The following is an 18,176-nucleotide window of genomic DNA, read 5'->3' on the forward strand; positions in this document are numbered from 1 at the left end:
GGGCGTCAGGCCCACTGCGCCAGCAGTCGATCCAGGAAGGCAGGATCGACCACCGGTGGTGGCGTAGGCTTGGGCCGTGCCGGACTGACTCTGCGCAGACGACGTTGCGGACGCAGCGCCTGGGGCATGATCTCTCGGCTGCTGTCGTGCAAGGGGTTGCGGTCGAACTGGCCACGAAACAGCGGGTCGCTGCGGTATTCCGGTCGCCTGGCCAGGCGTGCCTCGTCGCCGGCGATCAGCAAAAGCATCTCGTCGAAATCCAGGTCGAGCAGCTCCTCCGGGCGCGGGAAGCCGGTCAGGGTCGCCAGGTCCATCGCCGCGTTCATGTTGGGTACGCCAAAGGACTGCACCACCCGACAGTTGTTGAGCATGGTCTGCCAGTCCTGGGGATACAGCTGTCGCAGCTGGCTCATGTCCTGCCAGAAGCTCCAGGTCTGCAGGCCGTAGCCGCGCAGCAGGGTGATGGCCTGTCGCAGCTGCGGCAGAGGGCCGAGCTGGGGCGCTTCGTCGAGCAGGAACAGGGTGCGCAGCGCTGGCGCCCGGCGTCGGCGCACCACCGCCGCGATCAGTACGCCGATCCACAGTCTCAGCAGGCGGCCGTGGGATTCGAGCTTCTCGGGGGGAATCACCAGGTAGATCGATAACAGTTCCCCGCGGGTGACGTCGTCCAGCGAAAAGGTGGAGTCCTGGGTAGCCTCCAGTACCGCTTCACCGCGCAGGAAGCCGAGACTGTTCTGGGCGAAGGCCATGTAGCCGGCCAGGGTGGTCTCGGCCGGCAGAGTCAGACTGGCGGCGGTGGCTTCCAGGTCCGGATCCTGCATCTGGCGCATGCGCTCGGCCAGCTTGGCCAGCTCTTCGGTATCCTGGCTGACCATCTTGCGTAGCTTGCCGAGCAGCCCCTTGCGCTGTTCCGGCTGGCTGCGGATCAGGTAGAGCAGCAGACCATTGAGCACCTGCTGGGCGCGCTGCAGCCAGAAGCGGTCACGGCCGTCGAAGCCGTGTGACTCCATCATCAGCTCCGACAGCATGGCGATGTCATCGAGCTCGGTGCGTGAATTGGGGATGACGATGTCGGTGGGGTCCAGCCGATCTGCCGGCAGGTCGGTGATGCCCATGGGGTCGAGCACGATGACCCTGTGGCCCATCTGGCGGCGGCGACGGGCGGTCACCGCCGCATTCTCGCCCTTGGGGTCGACCACGATCACCGGCCCCGGATAACGCAGCAGGGTGGGGATGATGCAGCCGGTTCCCTTGCCCGAGCCGGTGGGGGCAATGGTCATCAGATGGCCGCTGCCCTCGAACAGGATCGGATCGAGCTGCTCCTGGTTCGCGTTGGTGCTTGGCGCCCCGATGCGGAAACCGAACGGCTGATGAGGCTGACCCTGCTCCAGCGACCAGCCCACCAGCAGACCGTCCCCCTCCACCGATGACGGCAGGCGACGAGGGGGCAGAGGCGAATCATCCGGTACCAGGGTCATGGTGTGGGGGCCTCGTGGGCAGGCAAGGGGGCTCAGCGCAGGTAAGCTGATTCAGGGCAGGCGCACCGCGCCGATAAAGCGTTCCAGTCGCAGCGGCAGATCGTCGAGCAGGGTGCGGTCCTCTTCCATGTGGACCTCGCCGTCGCGCAGCACCGTGAAGTCGCAGTCCCACAGCGAGCGCCCGTAGACCACCGGTACCTGGATGTGCCAGGCGACGACCGGACTGTCGACGTCGCTGTTGAGGGAGCGCTGTTCAGCCAGATCCCCGCTGTGCAAGGTCATGGGGGCTGGCGCGTCGGCTTCGTCGTTGGCGCATACCACACGGGGGGGATAACTCACCTTGGACAGCGCCTGACGGACCGCATCGAGCGCCTGAGGCGGCGGATCGGCATCGACCCAGGGAAAATAGTCAGCGGATTCCAGCACACGAAAACGGCCGCTCTCGGCACCTCCGATGATGAACCCGGTGAACAGGTGCAGGTATTCCAGCGCCGCGGCCGGGGAAGTGGCAGGATCGCCATAGATACTGTTCAGTCGAAACAGCGCCTTGCTGGTCAGGTCCAGCGGCCAGACACCGCTCTGGCCATAGATGAAGGCGAACAGGCCGGGGCCTTCTTCGGTCTCCAGCAGGACGTCGCAGAGCAGATGGCGGCGATAGCACAACAGTGGCATGGCGCGGATCGCCAGGGCGGTAAAGCACTCGCAGGTGGGCCGGATATCGTCGGCGAGCTGGGCCTGGGTCAGGTCCAGCAACAGCGGCAGACTGTCCTCGGGGGACAGCGTCTTCCAGTCCCCCGGGACGGGCGGCACGCTGGGAAAGGCCTGGTCTGCAGGCGTGAGGTGCTTCTCGAGAAATGTCTCCCAGCGATCTCGGTCCATGCAGGCCTCCGCCTGTATTGGGGCTACCGCTTCAGAAGCCCCGGTGGTGCAGCAGGGGCCGGGGGGCTGTCTTCACCCTAGATAGCCGCTGTCGTCTTGGCAACGGCTTCGGCGCCAATCAGAGCGGCAAAAATCTGGTGTCTCTCGATCATGAATCCCGTGTTCAAGGCGGCCAGGTCAGCAGGTACTTTTCCGACGGGCCTAGGCGCTGTCCGAAAAGTCGACGAGCGAAGGTTAGACAAGGCAAAAATCGGTGAGAAAGCGCAGTTTACGGGGTGTAAATGAGCATTTTGACCGGGCTGGCGCACCAGCCGATTTTTAACGCCGTATTACCGAGTGCAGGCACTTTTCAGACAAGTCCTAGAACCCGGGCACCAGCTCCCGCTCGCTGTAGATCATGCTCCAGACCTTGAGGTCGTCGGCCATCGTCAGCTGCAGCTGACCGAGCAGACGACGGACCACGGGGCGCTCCGGTGTGTTCAGGCGAGAGGTCAGCTTGCTGCCCAGGCGCTTCAGGCGTTGACTCATGCGCCGGGACTGCTGAGCGGCGGCACGTAGATCGCCGGTGGCGCGGATGCCGAAGATAGCCGCGCCCAGCACCGGCAGAAAGCCGCCGAGCAGGGTGGCTACGGGCTTGTAGAGCTCCGCCGGAAGTGCCGGACCGTTGAGGTAGACCAGATAGCACACCAGGTACAGGACGCCACTGCCCAGCGTCAGCCAGAGCGCCCCCTTCGCCAGGTACTCGAGGCGATCGTCCTGAGTCTCCAGGCGCTCGGCGGTTTTTCGGTGATAGCCGATCTGACCGTCGATCTCTTCGTGCAGGGCCACGTCCAGGGCCCGCCTGAGGCTATCACCGGAGACGACGGCGTCGGGTGGGCCGATTTCCCGCAGTGAGCAGCGCACGTACCAGGGAATCCAGTCGAAGCGACCGTTGTCCACCGGCGGCTCGGCGGCGCCGACGGGTGAGGTACCGATCAGCAGCGATAGCCGTGCCGGGCGGATCGCCTCGGCCAGGCTGCGGTAGGCCAGCCAGCGGCTCTGCCACTGCCCACGACGCCCGAGCCAGGTGATGAACAGGATGCTGGCGATGATCGCAAGTTCCATGCTGACCAGCAGCGCCTTGACGCCCTTGCTGTCCCACGCCAGCACCGCCAGCAGACCCACCAGCACAGCGAGCGCTGCCAGCAGGAAGTTGGTGGTGTAGGCGCTGCGAAAGCGGTGAGCGTAGTCGATGGCGCGATTGTCTGCGGCGATCCAGCGTTGTCGCAGGCGCTGGTCCAGGGTCGCCTCGTAGCTATCACCGCCAAGATGGTGTGCGGCTCTGAGTGTTTCCTTCCAGGCTCCGCTGCGTTCACGTTCAAGCCCCAGGTCGACCGATGCGGCGAAGGGTACGTCGCGTACCAGCAGGGCACGCAGCCACTCATGAACACAGTGACGGGTGCGCGGCCGTGGGGTCTGGCGGGCAAAGTCGCCAAGGCCCTTGAGCGGGCAGCTGGCGTCGTCGGGGCCGCGGCCCAGCAACAGCAGCTGCTCGAGTCGGTCGTTAAGTAGCTGGCTGATGTCACCTGGCGTCAGGGCTTTCCAGTCGCCGTCGTCGAGGGGCTCGACGACGTGCTCTCGGGGGACCCACAGGTGCAACTGGCCCTGCAGGTCCAGCCACAGTGCGATCAGGCCACGCAGGCGTGCCTCGTCGATGATCTCGGCGGTACCTCCACGCCCTCGTGAGGGCTTGCCGTCCCATACCGCCAGCAATACGTCGGAATGCGCCAGCACCAGATGGCCGGCCGCCTCGTAACCGGCTTCCCGCTGATCGCCGGGCTCGCCGAGGTCGAGTTCGGTACAGCTGGTCACCGCCGGATGTTCGAACCAGCGCCAGTAGTCGGCCAGGGCGTCGCCGTCGAAGTCGTCGGCGTATTGCCGACGTCGAAAGGGCAGGATCAGGTTGATCTCGTAGCCACGTGAGGCCGCCGCCTCGGCGACCAGCCGGTCGGCTCCCTCGGCGATGGCGCTGGCCAGTCGCATGCAGGCAGGCTCATCGGCATAGAGGCCGGGTTCGGCCTGTGCTCCCAGCCGGCGCGTCTCGGCGGCGAGGCGGTCGAGTATGTCCTGGGCCGCCTTGCCCAGCGCGTCATGGTCGGCCTTCGCCAGGTCCTTGGGGCGGTGCCCGGTCACGCCCACGCGCAGGGTGAGTCGAGGGGCGAGATAGGCGTTGTCGGTCACGGCGTGTCTCCGGGCTCGTCGAAGGGATCCTCTGGGGATCGCGTCGTGGCTTACTGGAGCATAGGTGAGGTCGCCTCGTTTCGCCGGCCAGCGAGTCTGACGGCAGGCTGCTAGTGTCGAGGGCTAGGTATTATTTGCCGTTCGACGCCAGCGGGACCAGGCTCAGGCCAGTAATGTCAGGGCGATGCAGGATAAGTCCCAGGTCCTGAGGGTAGGCGCCATGATCTTCCGCACACGCCTGCAAAGCCCCCTTGCATTGGCACCTCGTCATGGCCGACGTTGGTGGAGCATCGACCAAAGTCTCGTCGTCACTTCCTTGCATGGGCCTGTGGGGACAACTAGATTCAGTCTCGGTGGTATGACACGTATACAGTCGCCCAGGCATGGAGCCTGTCGAAGCGATTGCGTGCATCCACCTTGCACACTCCACACGCCACAAGAGCCCGGGAGAACAACAAGATGCGCCCCAATCACTGCCAGCCGCCCGCCCGCTTCATTCGTCGTAGCCTGATCGCCGCCATGGTCGGCGTCAGTCTGTCGGCGGCCGCCCAGGCGGAAACGCTGACCTTCGCCCACGTCTACGAGACTTCGGAGCCTTACCACGAGTGGGCCGTCTGGGCCGGCGAAGAGATCGAGAAACGCACCGATGGCCGCTACTCGGTGGAGGTGCACCCAGCCTCTTCACTGGGCAAGGAAGCCGACATCAACGAGGGGCTGAGCCTCGGCACCGTCGACCTCATCTTTACCGGCAATCAGTTCGCCGGCCGTTCCTACGGTCCCATCGGCATCGCCGGTGCGCCCTACATGTTCCGTGACTTCGATCACTGGCAGGCCTACGTCGACAGCGACCTGTTCGCCGAGATCGCCCAGGGCTATGAGGACGCTACCGGCAACGTGCCGCTGGCGATGAATTACTACGGCAAGCGCCACACCACGTCCAACGAGCCGATCAATACGCCGGAGGACATGCAGGACCTGAAGATCCGCGTCCCCAATGCGCCGATGTACATGATGTTCCCCGAGCAGGTCGACGCCAATCCCACGCCGATCGCCTTCGCCGAGGTCTATCTGGCCCTGCAGCAGGGTGTCGTCGACGCCCAGGAAAACCCGCTGCCCACGATCAAGGCCAAGGCCTTCTACGAGGTGCAGGACGTCATCAACCTGACCGGTCATATCACCGACTCCCTGATCACGATTGCCGGCGGTCCGCTGTGGAATCGCCTGTCCGAAGAGGATCGGCAGATCTTCCGCGACGTCTATGAAGAGGCCGGCGAGAAGATCACCGCCGACATCGTGCAGCAGGAGCAGGACCTGGTGGCCTGGTTCGAGGAGCAGGGCGTCACCGTCAACGAGGTCGACACCGCACCGTTCCGCGAGGCGGTGATGCCGGCTCACAACGGTGACGCGGCGACCTGGGACCAGGAAACCTACGATCGCCTCCAGGCTATCGGCCAGTAAACGACGGAGGGGAGGGCGCCGTGCGCCCTCCCTCGGGAGATCCTTCATGACCCGATCTGACGTGAGTGACCCTGGCGTCGAACACGAGACCACCAGCGCCTTCGAGGTGCCCGATGACGACGACCGGATCCGACCGGGTGACTACGGCATCGAGGACTATCTGACGCTGGTGGTCTTCTGGCTGCTGGCGTTGGACGTCTTTGTTCAGTTCTTCAGTCGCTACGTGCTCGGCAACTCCATCGCCTGGACCGAGGAGATCGCCCGCTACCTGCTGGTAGCGGTGGGTTTTCTCGGCAGCGCCATGGCCGCCCGCAAGGGCTCGCATATCGCCGTGGAATTCTTCTATCGCTACCTGTCGGAGCCCACCGCCCGGGTCATGTGGACCCTGGTGGATCTGGTGCGTATCGCCTTTCTCGGCATGCTGGCCTGGATCACCTGGCAGCTGGCCCAGCGCACCAACTCGATGATGGTGTCGGTGGACCTGCCCAAGAGTCTGCTCTATTACGTGGTGCTCTTCGGGGTGGTGCTGATGCTGGTGCGCTCGATCCAACTGGCGGTGCGTCACTGGCGCACCGGCGAGAGTGAATTGATGTGTCGCGATGAAGACGACTGAGCGCCTCGAACAAGGAACAACCCCATGACTGAAGCAATGATCAGTGCCCGGCGCGGATCGCCAGTGCCCCCGGTGGTGGCGGCACTGGCGGTCGTCGGCTGCATCGCGCTGGCGTTTTTCGAGAACTACCTTTCGTTTCTGTTTGCCGCCCTGTTCACCCTGCTGGTCTGCGGGGTGCCCATCGCCATCAGCCTGGCCGGCTCCTGCCTGATGTACGTTCTGCTGACAGGACGCGTGCCCGACGTGGTCGTGGTGCACCGCATGGTCAATGGCATCGACAGCTTCCCGCTGCTGGCGATCCCTTTCTTTATCCTCGCCGGCAACCTGATGAACAACGGCGGCATCACCACCCGCATCTTTGACTTCGCCAAGGCGCTGATGGGCTGGATGCGTGGGGGCTTGGGCCACGTCAACGTCGGTGCCAGCATCGTCTTCTCGGGGATGTCCGGTGCCGCCGTGGCCGATGCCGGTGGCCTCGGCACCATCGAGATCAAGGCCATGCGCGACGCCGGCTACGATCAGGAGTTCGCCGTAGGCATCACCGCAGCGTCTTCGACCATCGGCCCGATCATTCCGCCGAGCCTGCCCATGGTCATCTACGGGGTGATGGCGTCGGTCTCGGTGGGGCAGTTGTTCGCCGCCGGCCTGGTGCCGGGCCTGCTGATGGGTCTGACGCTGATGGTGATGATCACCTGGCTGTCGCGGCGTCGCGGCTACCAGCGCGATGCACGATTCTCGGTCTCGGTGCTGGGCAAGACGTTCTCGCGGGCCTTCCTGTCGCTGCTGACCCCGGTGATCATCGTCGGCGGCATCGTCACCGGTGCCTTTACCCCGACCGAGGCGGCGATCGCGGCGGTGGTCTATGCGCTGATTCTGGGGGGACTGGTCTACCGTACCCTGACCTGGCGGCGACTGTTGAAGGTCAGCATGGAAACCATCGAGACCACCGCGGTGATCCTGTTCATCGTTGCCGGCGCCTCGATCTTCGCCTGGATCCTGACCAGCAACCAGGTCACCCAGCACGTCATGGGACTGCTGGGGCCCTTCCAGGACAATCCCATTGCCGTGCTCCTGATCATCAATCTGGTGCTGATCGTGGTGGGCTGCTTCATGGAGACCATCGCCGCCATTACCATCCTGGTGCCGGTGCTGCTGCCGGTAGCGGTGGCCTCCGGGGTGGACCCGGTGCACTTTGGTGTGATCATGGTGCTCAACCTGATGATCGGCCTGTTGACCCCGCCGGTGGGCATGGTGCTCTACGTGCTGTCGCGGGTGTCGCATATCTCCTTCGAGAAGTGCATGCGCGGCACCCTGCCTTTCCTGATCCCTCTGGTGGTGGCGCTGTTGCTGGTGACCTTCATTCCGGCGATTTCGCTGTGGTTGCCGACGCTGGTCTACCGCTGAGTCCCGGGTCGCCGCTGCGGCGGTGACGCGGTATGGCCGAGTCAAGGCGGCGCCGAGCGATCGGCGCGCGCCTTGCGGCCCTTATCCCCCTCACAAGGAATCCCCATGAGTGCCAGTCAATACGAGGCCTGTCGGGTCGATTACAAGGATCTGCATCGCTTTATCGAACAGGCGCTGGCGGCTGCCGGCGCCGATCAGGCCTCCCGGGAAGCGGTGGCCAAGGCGTTGGTCACGGCCTCGCTGATGGGCACCGACAGCCACGGCCTGAGGCTATTGCCGCACTACCTCAACGCCCTGCAAGGCGGGCGGATCAAGGGCAGCCCGACGCCGAGCATCAAGCAGCGTCTGGCCGGCACTGCGGTACTGGACGCCGATGATGGCTTCGGCCACCTGGCCGGGTATCGGGCCATCGATCATGCCGTCAGCATGGCCCGGGAGGTCGGCATCGGTGCGGTGGCGGTCGGCAACTCGTCGCACTTCGGTGCCGCCGGCTGCTACGCCCTCGCCGCGGCAGAGCAGGGCATGCTCGGCATGGCCTTTTGCAATTCCGATCCGTTCGTCCTGCTCCACGGTAGTCAGCGGGCCTTCCACGGCACCAATCCGATCGCCTTCGCTGCACCGGTGGCCGGCGAGGATCCGTATCTGCTGGACATGGCCACCAGCTCGGTGCCCATGAATCGGGTGCAGCAGTATGCGGCCATCGGACGGCCCTTGCCGGCGGACATCGCCGCGACCAGCGACGGCAGCACGACCACCGATGCCCGCCAGGTCAGCGCCTTGTTGCCGGTAGGTGGCGCCGGCTTCGGTTTCAAGGGGGCCGGGCTTGGCGGCATGGTCGAGGTGCTGAGTTCGACCCTGGCCAACATGGTCCACGGTTTTCGCCTGCTGCCGATGGGCGGGCCGGACATGTCGACTCCGCGCGGCGTCGGCCACTTCTTTCTGGTGATGGACCCGGGCGCCTTCGAGGAGCGCAGCGCCTTCGAGCGTCGCCTGGCCGAGTACCTCAAGGATCTGCGCCAGATGACGCCGGTAGAGGGTCAGCGGGTGCTGGCGCCGGGGGATCGCGAGTGGCAGACCCGCGATGAGCGCAAGCAGACCGGCATTCCCCTGGACCATGCCCAGCGCGATCAGTATCGCCAGATCGCCGAGCGCTTTGCGCTGACGGCGCTGACCGAGCACTGACCGAGCGCCGTCGAGGCTTGGCCTGGCCCGGGGGGTGAGTGTGCCGCAGTGACGCCTTGCTGCCCAGGGGGTGCGCCTTGCAGTACCATGTGCGCCGTGTCCCGGAGACGCTCCGGGTGATGGATCGAGGGAGACCCGCGTCGATGAGCAAATATCGGGTGGAGCGCAAGACGCTGTCCGAGCAGGTGGCAGAACAACTGGAGGCTGAAATCCTCGAAGGGCGGCTGGGCGAGAACGATCAATTGCCGTCCGAACGTGAATTGATGGAGCAGTTCGGGGTCGGGCGCCCGGCGGTGCGGGAGGCGCTGTTCTACCTGCAGCAGCTAGGCTTGATCGCGATCAACAGCGGCACCCGGGCACGGGTTATCCGGCCCACCGCCGAGGCCGTGATGGCGAGGCTGTCCGGGGTCACCCGGCAGTTGTTGGCCAAACCCGAAGGGCAGCAGTACTTTCAGGAGGCCCGGGCGCTTTTCGAGGTCGCGCTGGCCCGTCAGGCGGCGCAGCACGCAAGCGATGAGGAGATCCAGGCGTTGCGCGACGCTCTGGCTCATCAGCGTTCGGTGATCGGCGATGAAGCCGCCGTCAAGCGGGCCGATAACGACTTTCATGGCGTCCTGGCGAGTATCGGGCACAACCCCATCTACGACGCCATCCATCAGGCACTATCCGAGTGGCTCGATGACCGTCGCGCCCTGGCGCTGCAGCAGCCCGGGGAGGACCTGGCTGCCCTGGAGGCCCACACCGAGATCGTCGAGGCCATCGCCGCCCGGGACCCGGAAGCCGCCGAGGCCGCCATGCGACGGCACCTCGATCGTCACTACGGCACCTATATGCAGCTCAAGCAACGCCTCAAGAGTCGCCAGGACGACGCCTGAGCCTGAGGGAGCGGAAACTCGCGTGCTGCACCGGGCAGCGAGAACGGCCTTGGGCCAGAAACGTGAGCCGTAGCCATACGCCGCCGCCGGATGACATCCGGCGGCGGCGTGTTATTGAAGGGTGCCTTGTTGGAGTGATCCGCCAGTTTGCCCAGGACGTTGTCAGGTCGAGGACAGGGACGAGGTCGACGCGGAAGCCGTCGAGGGGAAAGCGCTGGCCAGGCGTGGTACGTCCCGACCCTGGCGGGCGGCCATCTGTACCACCGGCGCCAGCCTTCGCTCCAGCTTCTGGGGATGATTCTGGGCGATATCGGCCAGTCGGTGGTCCAGCCATGGATTGCGGAAACGATCCAGAATGCTGTCGACGTAGTCCTCGAGTTCCATGCCCGGAAGTTCCTGATCGAGCACCGGTACCACCTCCTGGCGCAGCATCTTCTCCAGTTCGTCTCCCAGGCGGGGGTCGTCTATCGCCTGGCGAACCAGTGTCACTTCCTCGCCGAGACCGAGATCCATGACGCGAGCGACCAGCCAGGTATGAGCCAGGTTCAAGAGGTGCAGCTTGCGCCGCTCGAAGGGACGGATATCGTCGACCAGATGTACGTCCGGGTGGGAGAACGGCATCACCAGCCCGGGCGTTTGCTGAATCGCCCAGAGGCCATAGGGCTCGGCGACGGCGCCCACCGGATCCAGCTCGGCGGAGACGATGCGGTCCACCAGGGTCACCGCCCACACGCAGTCCCGCTCGAGCCATGCCATGAAGCCATCGTCGTCGTAGTGGGCCTGTGCCAATTCCAGGATGACGTCCTTGAGCTTGAGGGCGTTGTCGGTCAGAAGCTCGCATGGCAGCAGGGTGACGCCGGGACGGCCGGCGTCGAAGCGGGTCTTCAACAGGTGCGTCAGCTTGGCGGGGAAGCTCTCGGGGCAGTCCCGCCGTGGGCCATCGCCCGCCGGGACCTGATAGCCCGCCTCGGAGGTGTTGGAGACCACGTGAGTTACCTCATCGCGAAAACGCCGCTCCACTTCTGCCCAGGCTTCGCTGGCAACCAGCGCGGTGGTGATGCTGTCGACCTGATGGGTGGTATCGATCAGTTCGCCATCACGTCGGCCGCGCATCTTGACCGGGTAGACCGGGTCCCTGGCCAGGGCGTGGGCCTTGGTTCGCCCGGCCGCACGGTTTGAGCTCTGTACCGCAATGATACGGATATCACTGCCGTGTTCGTCCCGGGCCTGGCTGGCGAACAGGTCGACGTGGGCCAGCAGAAAACGGCCGATGCCGAACTGCATCAGGGTGACGGTGGTTGCGTTTTGCATGTTGCCAGTCTCTCTCAAGGGAAGCTCACAGGCTCTCTCACGGGGACGCTCACAGGCTCTCTCACAGGGACGCTCACAGGCTCTTTCACAGGAACGCTCACAAGGACACCCCGCGCTTCCAGGGAATGAAGTCGTGCTGGGCCAGCCCCACGGCGCGGGTGGTGTAGCGCCCAGACGCGGTCTCGATGCACAGCGCCAGCAGGTCATCGGCGAGCTCGTCGATGGAGGCCTCGCCCCGGATCACTGCTCCGCTATCGAAGTCGATGATGTCCGCCATGCGGCGGGCCAGGTCCGAGTTGCTGGCGACCTTGAGGGTCGGTGCAACGGGGTTACCCGTGGGCGTGCCGAGCCCGGTGGTGAAGATCACCAGGTTGGCGCCGGAGCCGACCAGAGCGGTAGTGGACTCGACATCGTTGCCGGGACTGCACAGCAGCGCCAGGCCGGGTCGCGTGGCGGTCTCGGTGTAGTCGAGGACCTCGACCACCGGGCTGTCGCCGCCTTTCTTGGCGGCCCCGGCGGACTTCATGGCGTCGGTGATCAGACCATCGCGGATATTGCCCGGCGAGGGGTTCATCGAGAAACTCGCGCCGACGGCGTCGGCGTGGCGCTGGTAGGCCTGCATCAGCGACGAGAAACGTTCGGCGGTGGCGTCGTCGACGCAGCGCGACAGCAGTTCGTGCTCGACCCCGCAGAGCTCGGGAAATTCGCTGAGGATGCCGCTGCCGCCAAGGGCAACCAGGCGATCGATGACACCGCCCACCACCGGGTTGGCCGACAGACCCGAGAAGCCGTCGGACCCGCCGCACTCCACCCCGATGCGCAGGGCCGATAGCGGCGCCGGCTGGCGGGTCACCTGGTTGGCCTCGCGCAGGCCATCGAAGATGGTGCCCAGGGCCTGTTCGATCAAGGCGTCTTCGCTGGTGCTGGCCTGTTGCTCGAGGTAGTGCACCGGGCGCAGGCCCTGCGGGTCCTTGCTTGCCACCGCCTGCTTGAGCATGGCGATCTGGGCCTTCTGGCAGCCAAGGCTCAGCACCGTGGCGCCGGCCACGTTGGGGTGGGTGATATAGCCCGCCAGCAGGTTGCACAGCGCCTGGGCGTCGTCGTCGGTGCCGCCACAACCCAGGGTATGGGTCAGAAAACGCACGCCATCCACGTTGGGAAAGGGCGAGGAGGGAGGCTCGGTCACATGGCTCGGGCTATCGCCATGAAGCATCTGGCGTGCCATCTGCTTGTAGTCGCGGAAAGGGTCGTCACCCAGGGCGTCCGCCACACACTGGCGAAGCACCTCGATATTGCGGTTCTCGCAGAACACCAGCGGCACCACCAGCCACAGGTTGGCGGTGCCCACGCCACCGTCCGGACGATGGAAGCCATCGAAGGTGTGATCCTCTAAGGCGGAAACGTCCGGTGCCTGCCAGTGTTCCCGGCGGGTGACCGGGGTATCCGAGTGGGTGAAGTGCTCCAGGTTGTCGGTGCGGATCACGCTGCCACGGGCGATCGCCCGGGTGGCCCGGCCGACGGTGACGCCGTACATGGTGACGGTGTCACCGACGGCCAGATCCTCGAGGGCGAACTTGTGCTTGTGGCGGATGGCTTCCACCAGCGTCAGGGTGTCGGCACCCTCGTCGATGCGGTGCCCCTGGGGCAGGTCGCGCAGGGCGACACGCACATTGTCGGCAGGATGGACCCGCAGGCTTTCCTGGGCGGGCTGGTCGCTGGCGATGGTCGCGTTGGACGACGCTTCCTTGTTCGATGCAGCGGTGGTCGATGACTGTGTGGACATGGGACGGTCCTCGGCAAAGGCGTTGACGTTGTTATCGTGACGGCCTGGTGATCGGGTGCAGCAGATGACGGTGGGTGCCGTACGCCGCCTGGTGAAAGAGTGTTCGGTGCCCGTCGAAGGGGGCGCCGGTGCTGGCGCCGACTTATCGATCGAGGTGAATCATCGCCTTGATCACGCCGGCCTCACCGCCGCACCACACCGGCATGGTCTCCGGCAGGGCCTCGAGCTTGGCGCGATGGGTGATCATCGGGCGCACCTGGATACGGCCTTCTTCCAGCAGTTCGGTGACGCAGTCGAAGTCTTCGCGGGTGGCGTTGCGGCTGGCGAGCAGGGTCAGTTCTCGGCCGTGAAAGCTCGGGTCGTCAAAGCGAATGTCTGACTTGACGATGCTGACCAGTACGTAGCGGCCGCCGTGTCCGGCCAGGCCGAAGCCGGCCTCCATGGCGCTCGGGTTGCCGGTGGCGTCGAACACCACGTCGGCCAGTGCGCCGTCGTTGAGACTGGCCAGGCGCGCCTGCGGATCGTCCTCGCCCACTACCAGGGTCTGCTCGAAGCCGAGCGCTTCGCGGCAGAAGGTCAGGCGTTCGGCGCTGGTATCGAGCAGCAGTACCCGTGCACCGCGGGCCCGCGCGACCTGGGCGACGCCGATGCCGATGGGGCCGGCGCCGACCACCGCCACCAGTTCATCCGCTTCCACCGCGGCCCGGCGCACCGCGTGGGCACCGATGGCCTGGCACTCGATCAGTGCCAGCTCGTCTGGTTCCAGTGCCGGGCAGGCCACCAGATGATCGACCGGAACCTTCAGCCACTCGGCCATACCGCCGTCGCGATGGACGCCGATCACCTGCATCGCCTGACAGCAGTTGGTCTTGCCGCGCCGGCAGGCGCGACACTCGCCACAGTGCAGGTAGGGGATCACGTACACCGGCTGGTGCTCGAGGCGGGCACGGGTCGCCTCGTCCACGTCGTCGGCAAGGGCCTCCACCGTACCGGCCAGTTCGTGCCCCAGCACCCTGGGGTATTCGAAGTAGGGCTGGTTGCCGCCGAAGGCGTGGATATCGGTGCCGCAGACCCCGATGCGCGAAATGCGCACCAGGGCCTCGCCGCCGGCAAGCTCGGGGCGGGGGCGCTGTTCCAGGGCCATCTGCCCTGGTTCAACGCACACCGCCACGGTCATGGGCACGTCGCGCTGGCTCATGCGTCCGAATCCGCCACGACCTTCTGGGTCTGCACCCCGAGGCCCTCGATGCCCAGGCGCATGGTCTGACCCGGACGCAGGAACACCGGCGGATTCTGGCCCAGGCCGACACCAGGCGGCGTGCCGGTGGAGATGACGTCGCCTGGCTGCAGGCTCATGAAGCGGCTCAGGTAGCTGATGAGGTAGGCCACCTGATAGACCATGGTGCGAGTATTGCCGTCCTGGTAGCGCTTGCCGTCGACCTCGAGCCACAGGTTCAGCGCCTGGGGATCTTCCACTTCATCCGGGGTCACCAGCCAGGGGCCGAGGGGACCGAAGGTGTCGCAACCCTTGCCCTTGTCCCAGGTACCGCTGCGCTCCAGCTGGAATTCCCGCTCGGATACGTCGTTGATCACGCAGTAGCCCGCCACATGCTCGAGGGCGTCGGCTTCGTCGATATAGCGACCGCCCTTGCCGATGACCACGCCGAGTTCGACCTCCCAGTCGGTCTTGGAGGAATCGCGGGGAATGATGACGTCGTCGTCGGGGCCGCAGATGGCGCTGGTCCACTTGTTGAAGATCACCGGCTCCGGCGGCACCTCGGCGCCACTCTCGGCGGCGTGGTCGGCGTAGTTGAGGCCGATGCAGATGAACTTGCCGACCTGGCCGACGCAGGGGCCGATGCGGGTGTCGGCGGGAACCTCGGGCAGGCTTTCCAGATCGAGGCCGGCGATGCGCGCCAGGCTGTCACGTCCGAGGGCCTCTCCGGCAACGTCATCGATGACGCCGGACAGGTCACGGACACGTCCGTTGGCGTCGAGAATACCGGGAGCTTCCTGGCCGGGGGCGCCGAATCGCAGCAGTTTCATGGGGTGTCCTTTGTCGTTGATTGGATGGATAAGGTCGAAGGATAGGGTCGATGGATTGATGTCGTTGTGTCGTCTTTTACTTCAGCCAGCCGCCATCGATGATCTGGCTGGTGCCGGTGACGTTATATCGCGCCGACGTCATGGCATTGCGTCTACTGATGTCTTCACGCTAGCCAGCCGCCGTCGATGATCTGGCTGGTGCCGGTGCCGTTATATCGCGCCGACGTCATGGCATTGCCGTCGATCAGTGTCTTCACGCCAGCCAGCCGCCGTCGATGATCTGGCTGGTACCTGTGGTATACGCCGATTCATCCGAGGCCAGATAGACGGCCAGTGCGGCTATTTCCTCGGGCCTGCCCAGGCGTCCCATTGGCTGGCGGTCGAGGAAGGCCTGGCGCACCTGGGCTTCGTCCTGTCCCTGAGCCTCGGCCTGGGCGCGAATACGCTGCGCCAGGGAGGGCGACTCCACGGTACCCGGACAGATGGCGTTGCAGCGGATGCCGTGGGTCACGTAGTCCGCCGCCACCGAGCGCGTCAGACCGATGACGGCGGCCTTGCTGGTGCCGTAGGCAAAGCGTCGGGCAACACCTTTAAGGCTGCTGGCGACCGACGCCATGTTGATGATGCTGCCACCACCGGCCTCCAGCATACCGGGAAGAAAGGTCGAGATGGTGTGGTACATGGCGGTGACGTTGATCGCCATGGAGCGATCGAAGTCCTCGATGGAGCACTCGAGCAGGCTGCCGCTATGCACGTAACCGGCACAGTTGAACAGGATGGTCGGTGTCGGAATCTTCGCCCCCAGCTCGGCGATCGCCGCAGGGTCGGTCACATCCAGGGTGTGGCAGCGGACACCCCGGCGATCTGCCAGATCCTCGAGCTTGGCCGGATCGAGGTCGGTGGCGTGGACCTCCGCGCCCTCGGCGATAAAGCGCTCGACGGTGGCGCGACCGATGCCCTGGCCGGCGGCGGTGATCAAGGCGGTCTTTCCTGACAGACGCATGATGTCTCCTGTTGGCAGGGGCGACGAGGTTGTTGTCATGGCGGCGAAACATCAGGTGTCGTAGTGACGAAGGCCTGGTGCTCTCCCTCTAGCTGAAGCCTGCTGGTGCCGCGAGTTTTCGCTAGGTGGTATGACAGGCTGCTAGCATGACGTTATCCGTAGTATGGCGCAGGTTGGCTGGATTGCAATTGGCGCCAAGGGCCGACTTTGGTCGCAAGGGATCAAGAGTGCCGGGGTAGCGGAATATGGCTGATAGCAAAGAGCGGGGACGGATATCGCTGGTCCGCGGGAAGAGGGCGCCGAGAACATAAAAAAAGGCGGCCGGGGAGGGCCGCCAGGAGGGCAGGGAACGCAAGAAGGATGGCGGATATCGCTGCCGAGAGACATCCTTCTCTCGGGGCAGCCCCTATGCCACTTCTGGACTCCGGGGCGAATCCAGTGGCTCGCCGGTAGACGTACCCTGCAAGGCCACAGGGTGACGCAGGGTCACCGCCATCGCTTCATGCTCGGTGGTGCCAGGTGCTTGTCTTGCCGGCCTTCGTGCTACTGGGTATCGGGTGTTTATATGTCTATACGGCCGGCTGCGGTTCGCATGTGCACGTACCGCACGTTTCTACATAGCACCTTTCATTGGCACCTTTCATTGGCACCTTTAGGCACCATATTCCAGATGGTCCCCGTTCCTGACTCTGACTCCCTGGCCGATGGTTCAGGCCCTGGACTGTCGGAACGGGGCCAGACAGGCGATCAGCCGTCGTTGCCAAGCTGGGACTGGGTGCCGCCACCGGCGTCGTCGCCGGCGCCCTTGCCGGCGGTCAGTACCGGGTAGTACTGGGTAAAGACGAAGTCGTCGGCTGCCGCCGCCGCGTGGCAGGCGTTGCAGGCCGCGGTGGGGAAGGGCGCCGCTGTCTCCTTGAGACTCGAGTGGTCCGGCGTCGAGAAGCTGTAGTAGGCCCAGTTGCCGGGTTCATCCGGGAAGTGCTCGCTGCTCTTGATGGTCGCCTCGAGGCCGATGTATTCGCCCATGAAGTAGCCGTTGCCGCTGGCCGCCTGCTTGCTGCCGACGCTGATCAGCTCCTTGATCATGATGGCGCCATCGCGGAATTCACCGGTTTCCTTCCAGTGGTCCCAGCTTTCCGGATCGATGTAGACGGCGTGGAACTCGGGAAAAGGCGCCTTGCCGTTGTTCATGTCATTGGGCGTGAGCGGGGTACCGACGAACACCCATTCGCGGAAGCCGGTGGGGCGCGTGAGCTCCCCGTCGGTGATCTCGAAGTAGGTCTCGGCGACCGCGTCAAAGGCGATCAGGCTGGCGCCCATGGCGGCGGCGAAGGCGGTGAGACGGGAAATCCTGAGCATGGTCTGTCCTCCTTGGTCACCGAGGCGCACCTGGACGCATCCATCCACGGGTGCTGCGCTGACGGCGACGAGTCACGGCAAGGGCGGCGCAGGCTTCTTGGGTGGCCTTTGGCTTGCTCCCTGTCCTTTATCCGGGCCTTGAGGCCCTTGTCTGATGATGGTCGATGTTCCTTGGTCCCCTCGCTCGCGCGAGTGCAGCGATGACGTTGCCGGTCTTGTTCCTGACCTTGCGTTGTTCCTGATCTTGCGTTCGCGATGCAACGCGCCTTGCGCAAGAACAACCGTCATATGTCGAAACACTGACTGACATCGGCGGGAGGGGTCTTGAAGGTATATGTCAGGCCCATGTCACTCGCCATGTCCGGCGCGGGAACTCGCATACCGCATGCGCGAATGCTTGAGTAGCAGCGCGTAATGGCACAGTTGGCGGCCTGAAACAAAATGTATGGTCAGCCTGGCTTTTGCAACGTGGATCTACGACATTGACAAAGTGGGCTTGCGCCAATGTATTCGGGCTCTCGATGGGCACGCATCACTGGCGCCCGGCCCTCGATGAGAAGCCGCG

At 65.0% G+C, this 18,176-nt stretch carries 14 protein-coding genes; 5 read left to right on the top strand and 9 right to left on the bottom strand.

The features are described from left to right. Positions 1-5: 5 nt before the first annotated feature. The 3 genes from C9F12_RS21855 to C9F12_RS21865 all read right to left on the bottom strand — a co-directional run bounded on the left by C9F12_RS21855 (position 6) and on the right by C9F12_RS21865 (position 4,577). Positions 6-1,478, bottom strand: coding sequence for a type IV secretory system conjugative DNA transfer family protein (locus C9F12_RS21855; RefSeq protein ID WP_045994186.1), 1,473 nt, complete (start codon positions 1,476-1,478; stop codon positions 6-8). A gap of 51 nt (positions 1,479-1,529) precedes the next feature. After that, positions 1,530-2,357, bottom strand: coding sequence for a hypothetical protein (locus C9F12_RS21860; protein ID WP_108450204.1), 828 nt, complete (start codon positions 2,355-2,357; stop codon positions 1,530-1,532). A 360-nt stretch (positions 2,358-2,717) separates the two neighbouring features. After that, positions 2,718-4,577 (bottom strand): DUF4231 domain-containing protein, encoded by a 1,860-nt coding sequence (locus tag C9F12_RS21865; RefSeq protein WP_108450205.1) that lies wholly within the window; start codon positions 4,575-4,577, stop codon positions 2,718-2,720. Positions 4,578-5,036: 459 nt separating this feature from the next. Between C9F12_RS21865 and C9F12_RS21870 the strand changes: the two genes are divergently transcribed. The 5 genes from C9F12_RS21870 to nanR all read left to right on the top strand — a co-directional run bounded on the left by C9F12_RS21870 (position 5,037) and on the right by nanR (position 10,109). Beyond that, complete coding sequence (locus C9F12_RS21870; protein WP_045995038.1) at positions 5,037-6,035, top strand: sialic acid TRAP transporter substrate-binding protein SiaP; 999 nt, start codon at positions 5,037-5,039, stop codon at positions 6,033-6,035. Between the two features lie 46 nt (positions 6,036-6,081). Then, the gene (locus C9F12_RS21875) at positions 6,082-6,648 is read left to right on the top strand and encodes a TRAP transporter small permease (protein ID WP_108133178.1); all 567 of its coding nucleotides are present in this window, start codon (positions 6,082-6,084) and stop codon (positions 6,646-6,648) included. Positions 6,649-6,672: 24 nt separating this feature from the next. Then, positions 6,673-8,052 (top strand): TRAP transporter large permease, encoded by a 1,380-nt coding sequence (locus C9F12_RS21880; protein ID WP_108450206.1) that lies wholly within the window; start codon positions 6,673-6,675, stop codon positions 8,050-8,052. A gap of 105 nt (positions 8,053-8,157) precedes the next feature. Next, on the top strand, positions 8,158-9,234 hold the full coding sequence (locus C9F12_RS21885; protein WP_045995040.1) for an Ldh family oxidoreductase: 1,077 nt from the start codon (positions 8,158-8,160) through the stop codon (positions 9,232-9,234). Positions 9,235-9,377: 143 nt separating this feature from the next. Further along, positions 9,378-10,109: a transcriptional regulator NanR gene (gene nanR, locus C9F12_RS21890; RefSeq protein WP_108450207.1), complete on the top strand. Its 732-nt coding sequence runs from the start codon at positions 9,378-9,380 to the stop codon at positions 10,107-10,109. Positions 10,110-10,271: 162 nt separating this feature from the next. Here nanR and C9F12_RS21895 read toward each other — a convergent pair whose 3' ends face one another. The 6 genes from C9F12_RS21895 to C9F12_RS21920 all read right to left on the bottom strand — a co-directional run bounded on the left by C9F12_RS21895 (position 10,272) and on the right by C9F12_RS21920 (position 17,611). Further along, positions 10,272-11,420, bottom strand: a complete 1,149-nt coding sequence (locus tag C9F12_RS21895; protein WP_108450208.1) for a mannitol dehydrogenase — start codon at positions 11,418-11,420, stop codon at positions 10,272-10,274. Between the two features lie 97 nt (positions 11,421-11,517). Further along, positions 11,518-13,203: an altronate dehydratase family protein gene (locus tag C9F12_RS21900; protein ID WP_108450209.1), complete on the bottom strand. Its 1,686-nt coding sequence runs from the start codon at positions 13,201-13,203 to the stop codon at positions 11,518-11,520. Between the two features lie 142 nt (positions 13,204-13,345). After that, positions 13,346-14,401 carry a zinc-binding alcohol dehydrogenase family protein gene (locus C9F12_RS21905; RefSeq protein WP_240184330.1) on the bottom strand — a complete coding sequence of 352 codons (1,056 nt, stop codon included), beginning with the start codon at positions 14,399-14,401 and terminating at the stop codon, positions 13,346-13,348. After that, on the bottom strand, positions 14,398-15,249 hold the full coding sequence (locus C9F12_RS21910) for a fumarylacetoacetate hydrolase family protein (protein ID WP_108133184.1): 852 nt from the start codon (positions 15,247-15,249) through the stop codon (positions 14,398-14,400). Before C9F12_RS21910 ends, C9F12_RS21905 begins: the two co-directional genes overlap by 4 nt. Positions 15,250-15,502: 253 nt before the next feature. Next, a complete protein-coding gene (locus C9F12_RS21915) occupies positions 15,503-16,252 on the bottom strand; it encodes an SDR family oxidoreductase (RefSeq protein WP_108450210.1) in 750 nt (249 codons plus the stop codon). 747 nt (positions 16,253-16,999) lie between these two features. Continuing rightward, entirely contained in the window at positions 17,000-17,611 is a 612-nt protein-coding gene (locus C9F12_RS21920; protein WP_045995046.1) for a cytochrome P460 family protein, read from the bottom strand. Positions 17,612-18,176 lie beyond the last annotated feature (565 nt).

The sequence above is a fragment of the Halomonas sp. BN3-1 genome (assembly GCF_003056325.1).
Classification (GTDB): domain Bacteria; phylum Pseudomonadota; class Gammaproteobacteria; order Pseudomonadales; family Halomonadaceae; genus Halomonas; species Halomonas litopenaei.

Excerpts from the sequence above, each read along its gene's own strand:
- C9F12_RS21920 (WP_045995046.1), bottom strand. The coding sequence starts at position 17,611 with ATGCTCAGGATTTCCCGTCTCACCGCCTTCGCCGCCGCCATGGGCGCC.
- C9F12_RS21915 (WP_108450210.1), bottom strand. The coding sequence starts at position 16,252 with ATGCGTCTGTCAGGAAAGACCGCCTTGATCACCGCCGCCGGCCAGGGC.
- C9F12_RS21855 (WP_045994186.1), bottom strand. The coding sequence starts at position 1,478 with ATGACCCTGGTACCGGATGATTCGCCTCTGCCCCCTCGTCGCCTGCCG.
- C9F12_RS21885 (WP_045995040.1), top strand. The coding sequence starts at position 8,158 with ATGAGTGCCAGTCAATACGAGGCCTGTCGGGTCGATTACAAGGATCTG.
- C9F12_RS21860 (WP_108450204.1), bottom strand. The coding sequence starts at position 2,357 with ATGGACCGAGATCGCTGGGAGACATTTCTCGAGAAGCACCTCACGCCT.
- C9F12_RS21880 (WP_108450206.1), top strand. The coding sequence starts at position 6,673 with ATGACTGAAGCAATGATCAGTGCCCGGCGCGGATCGCCAGTGCCCCCG.
- C9F12_RS21870 (WP_045995038.1), top strand. The coding sequence starts at position 5,037 with ATGCGCCCCAATCACTGCCAGCCGCCCGCCCGCTTCATTCGTCGTAGC.
- nanR (WP_108450207.1), top strand. The coding sequence starts at position 9,378 with ATGAGCAAATATCGGGTGGAGCGCAAGACGCTGTCCGAGCAGGTGGCA.
- C9F12_RS21900 (WP_108450209.1), bottom strand. The coding sequence starts at position 13,203 with ATGTCCACACAGTCATCGACCACCGCTGCATCGAACAAGGAAGCGTCG.
- C9F12_RS21895 (WP_108450208.1), bottom strand. The coding sequence starts at position 11,420 with ATGCAAAACGCAACCACCGTCACCCTGATGCAGTTCGGCATCGGCCGT.
- C9F12_RS21910 (WP_108133184.1), bottom strand. The coding sequence starts at position 15,249 with ATGAAACTGCTGCGATTCGGCGCCCCCGGCCAGGAAGCTCCCGGTATT.
- C9F12_RS21875 (WP_108133178.1), top strand. The coding sequence starts at position 6,082 with ATGACCCGATCTGACGTGAGTGACCCTGGCGTCGAACACGAGACCACC.
- C9F12_RS21905 (WP_240184330.1), bottom strand. The coding sequence starts at position 14,401 with ATGAGCCAGCGCGACGTGCCCATGACCGTGGCGGTGTGCGTTGAACCA.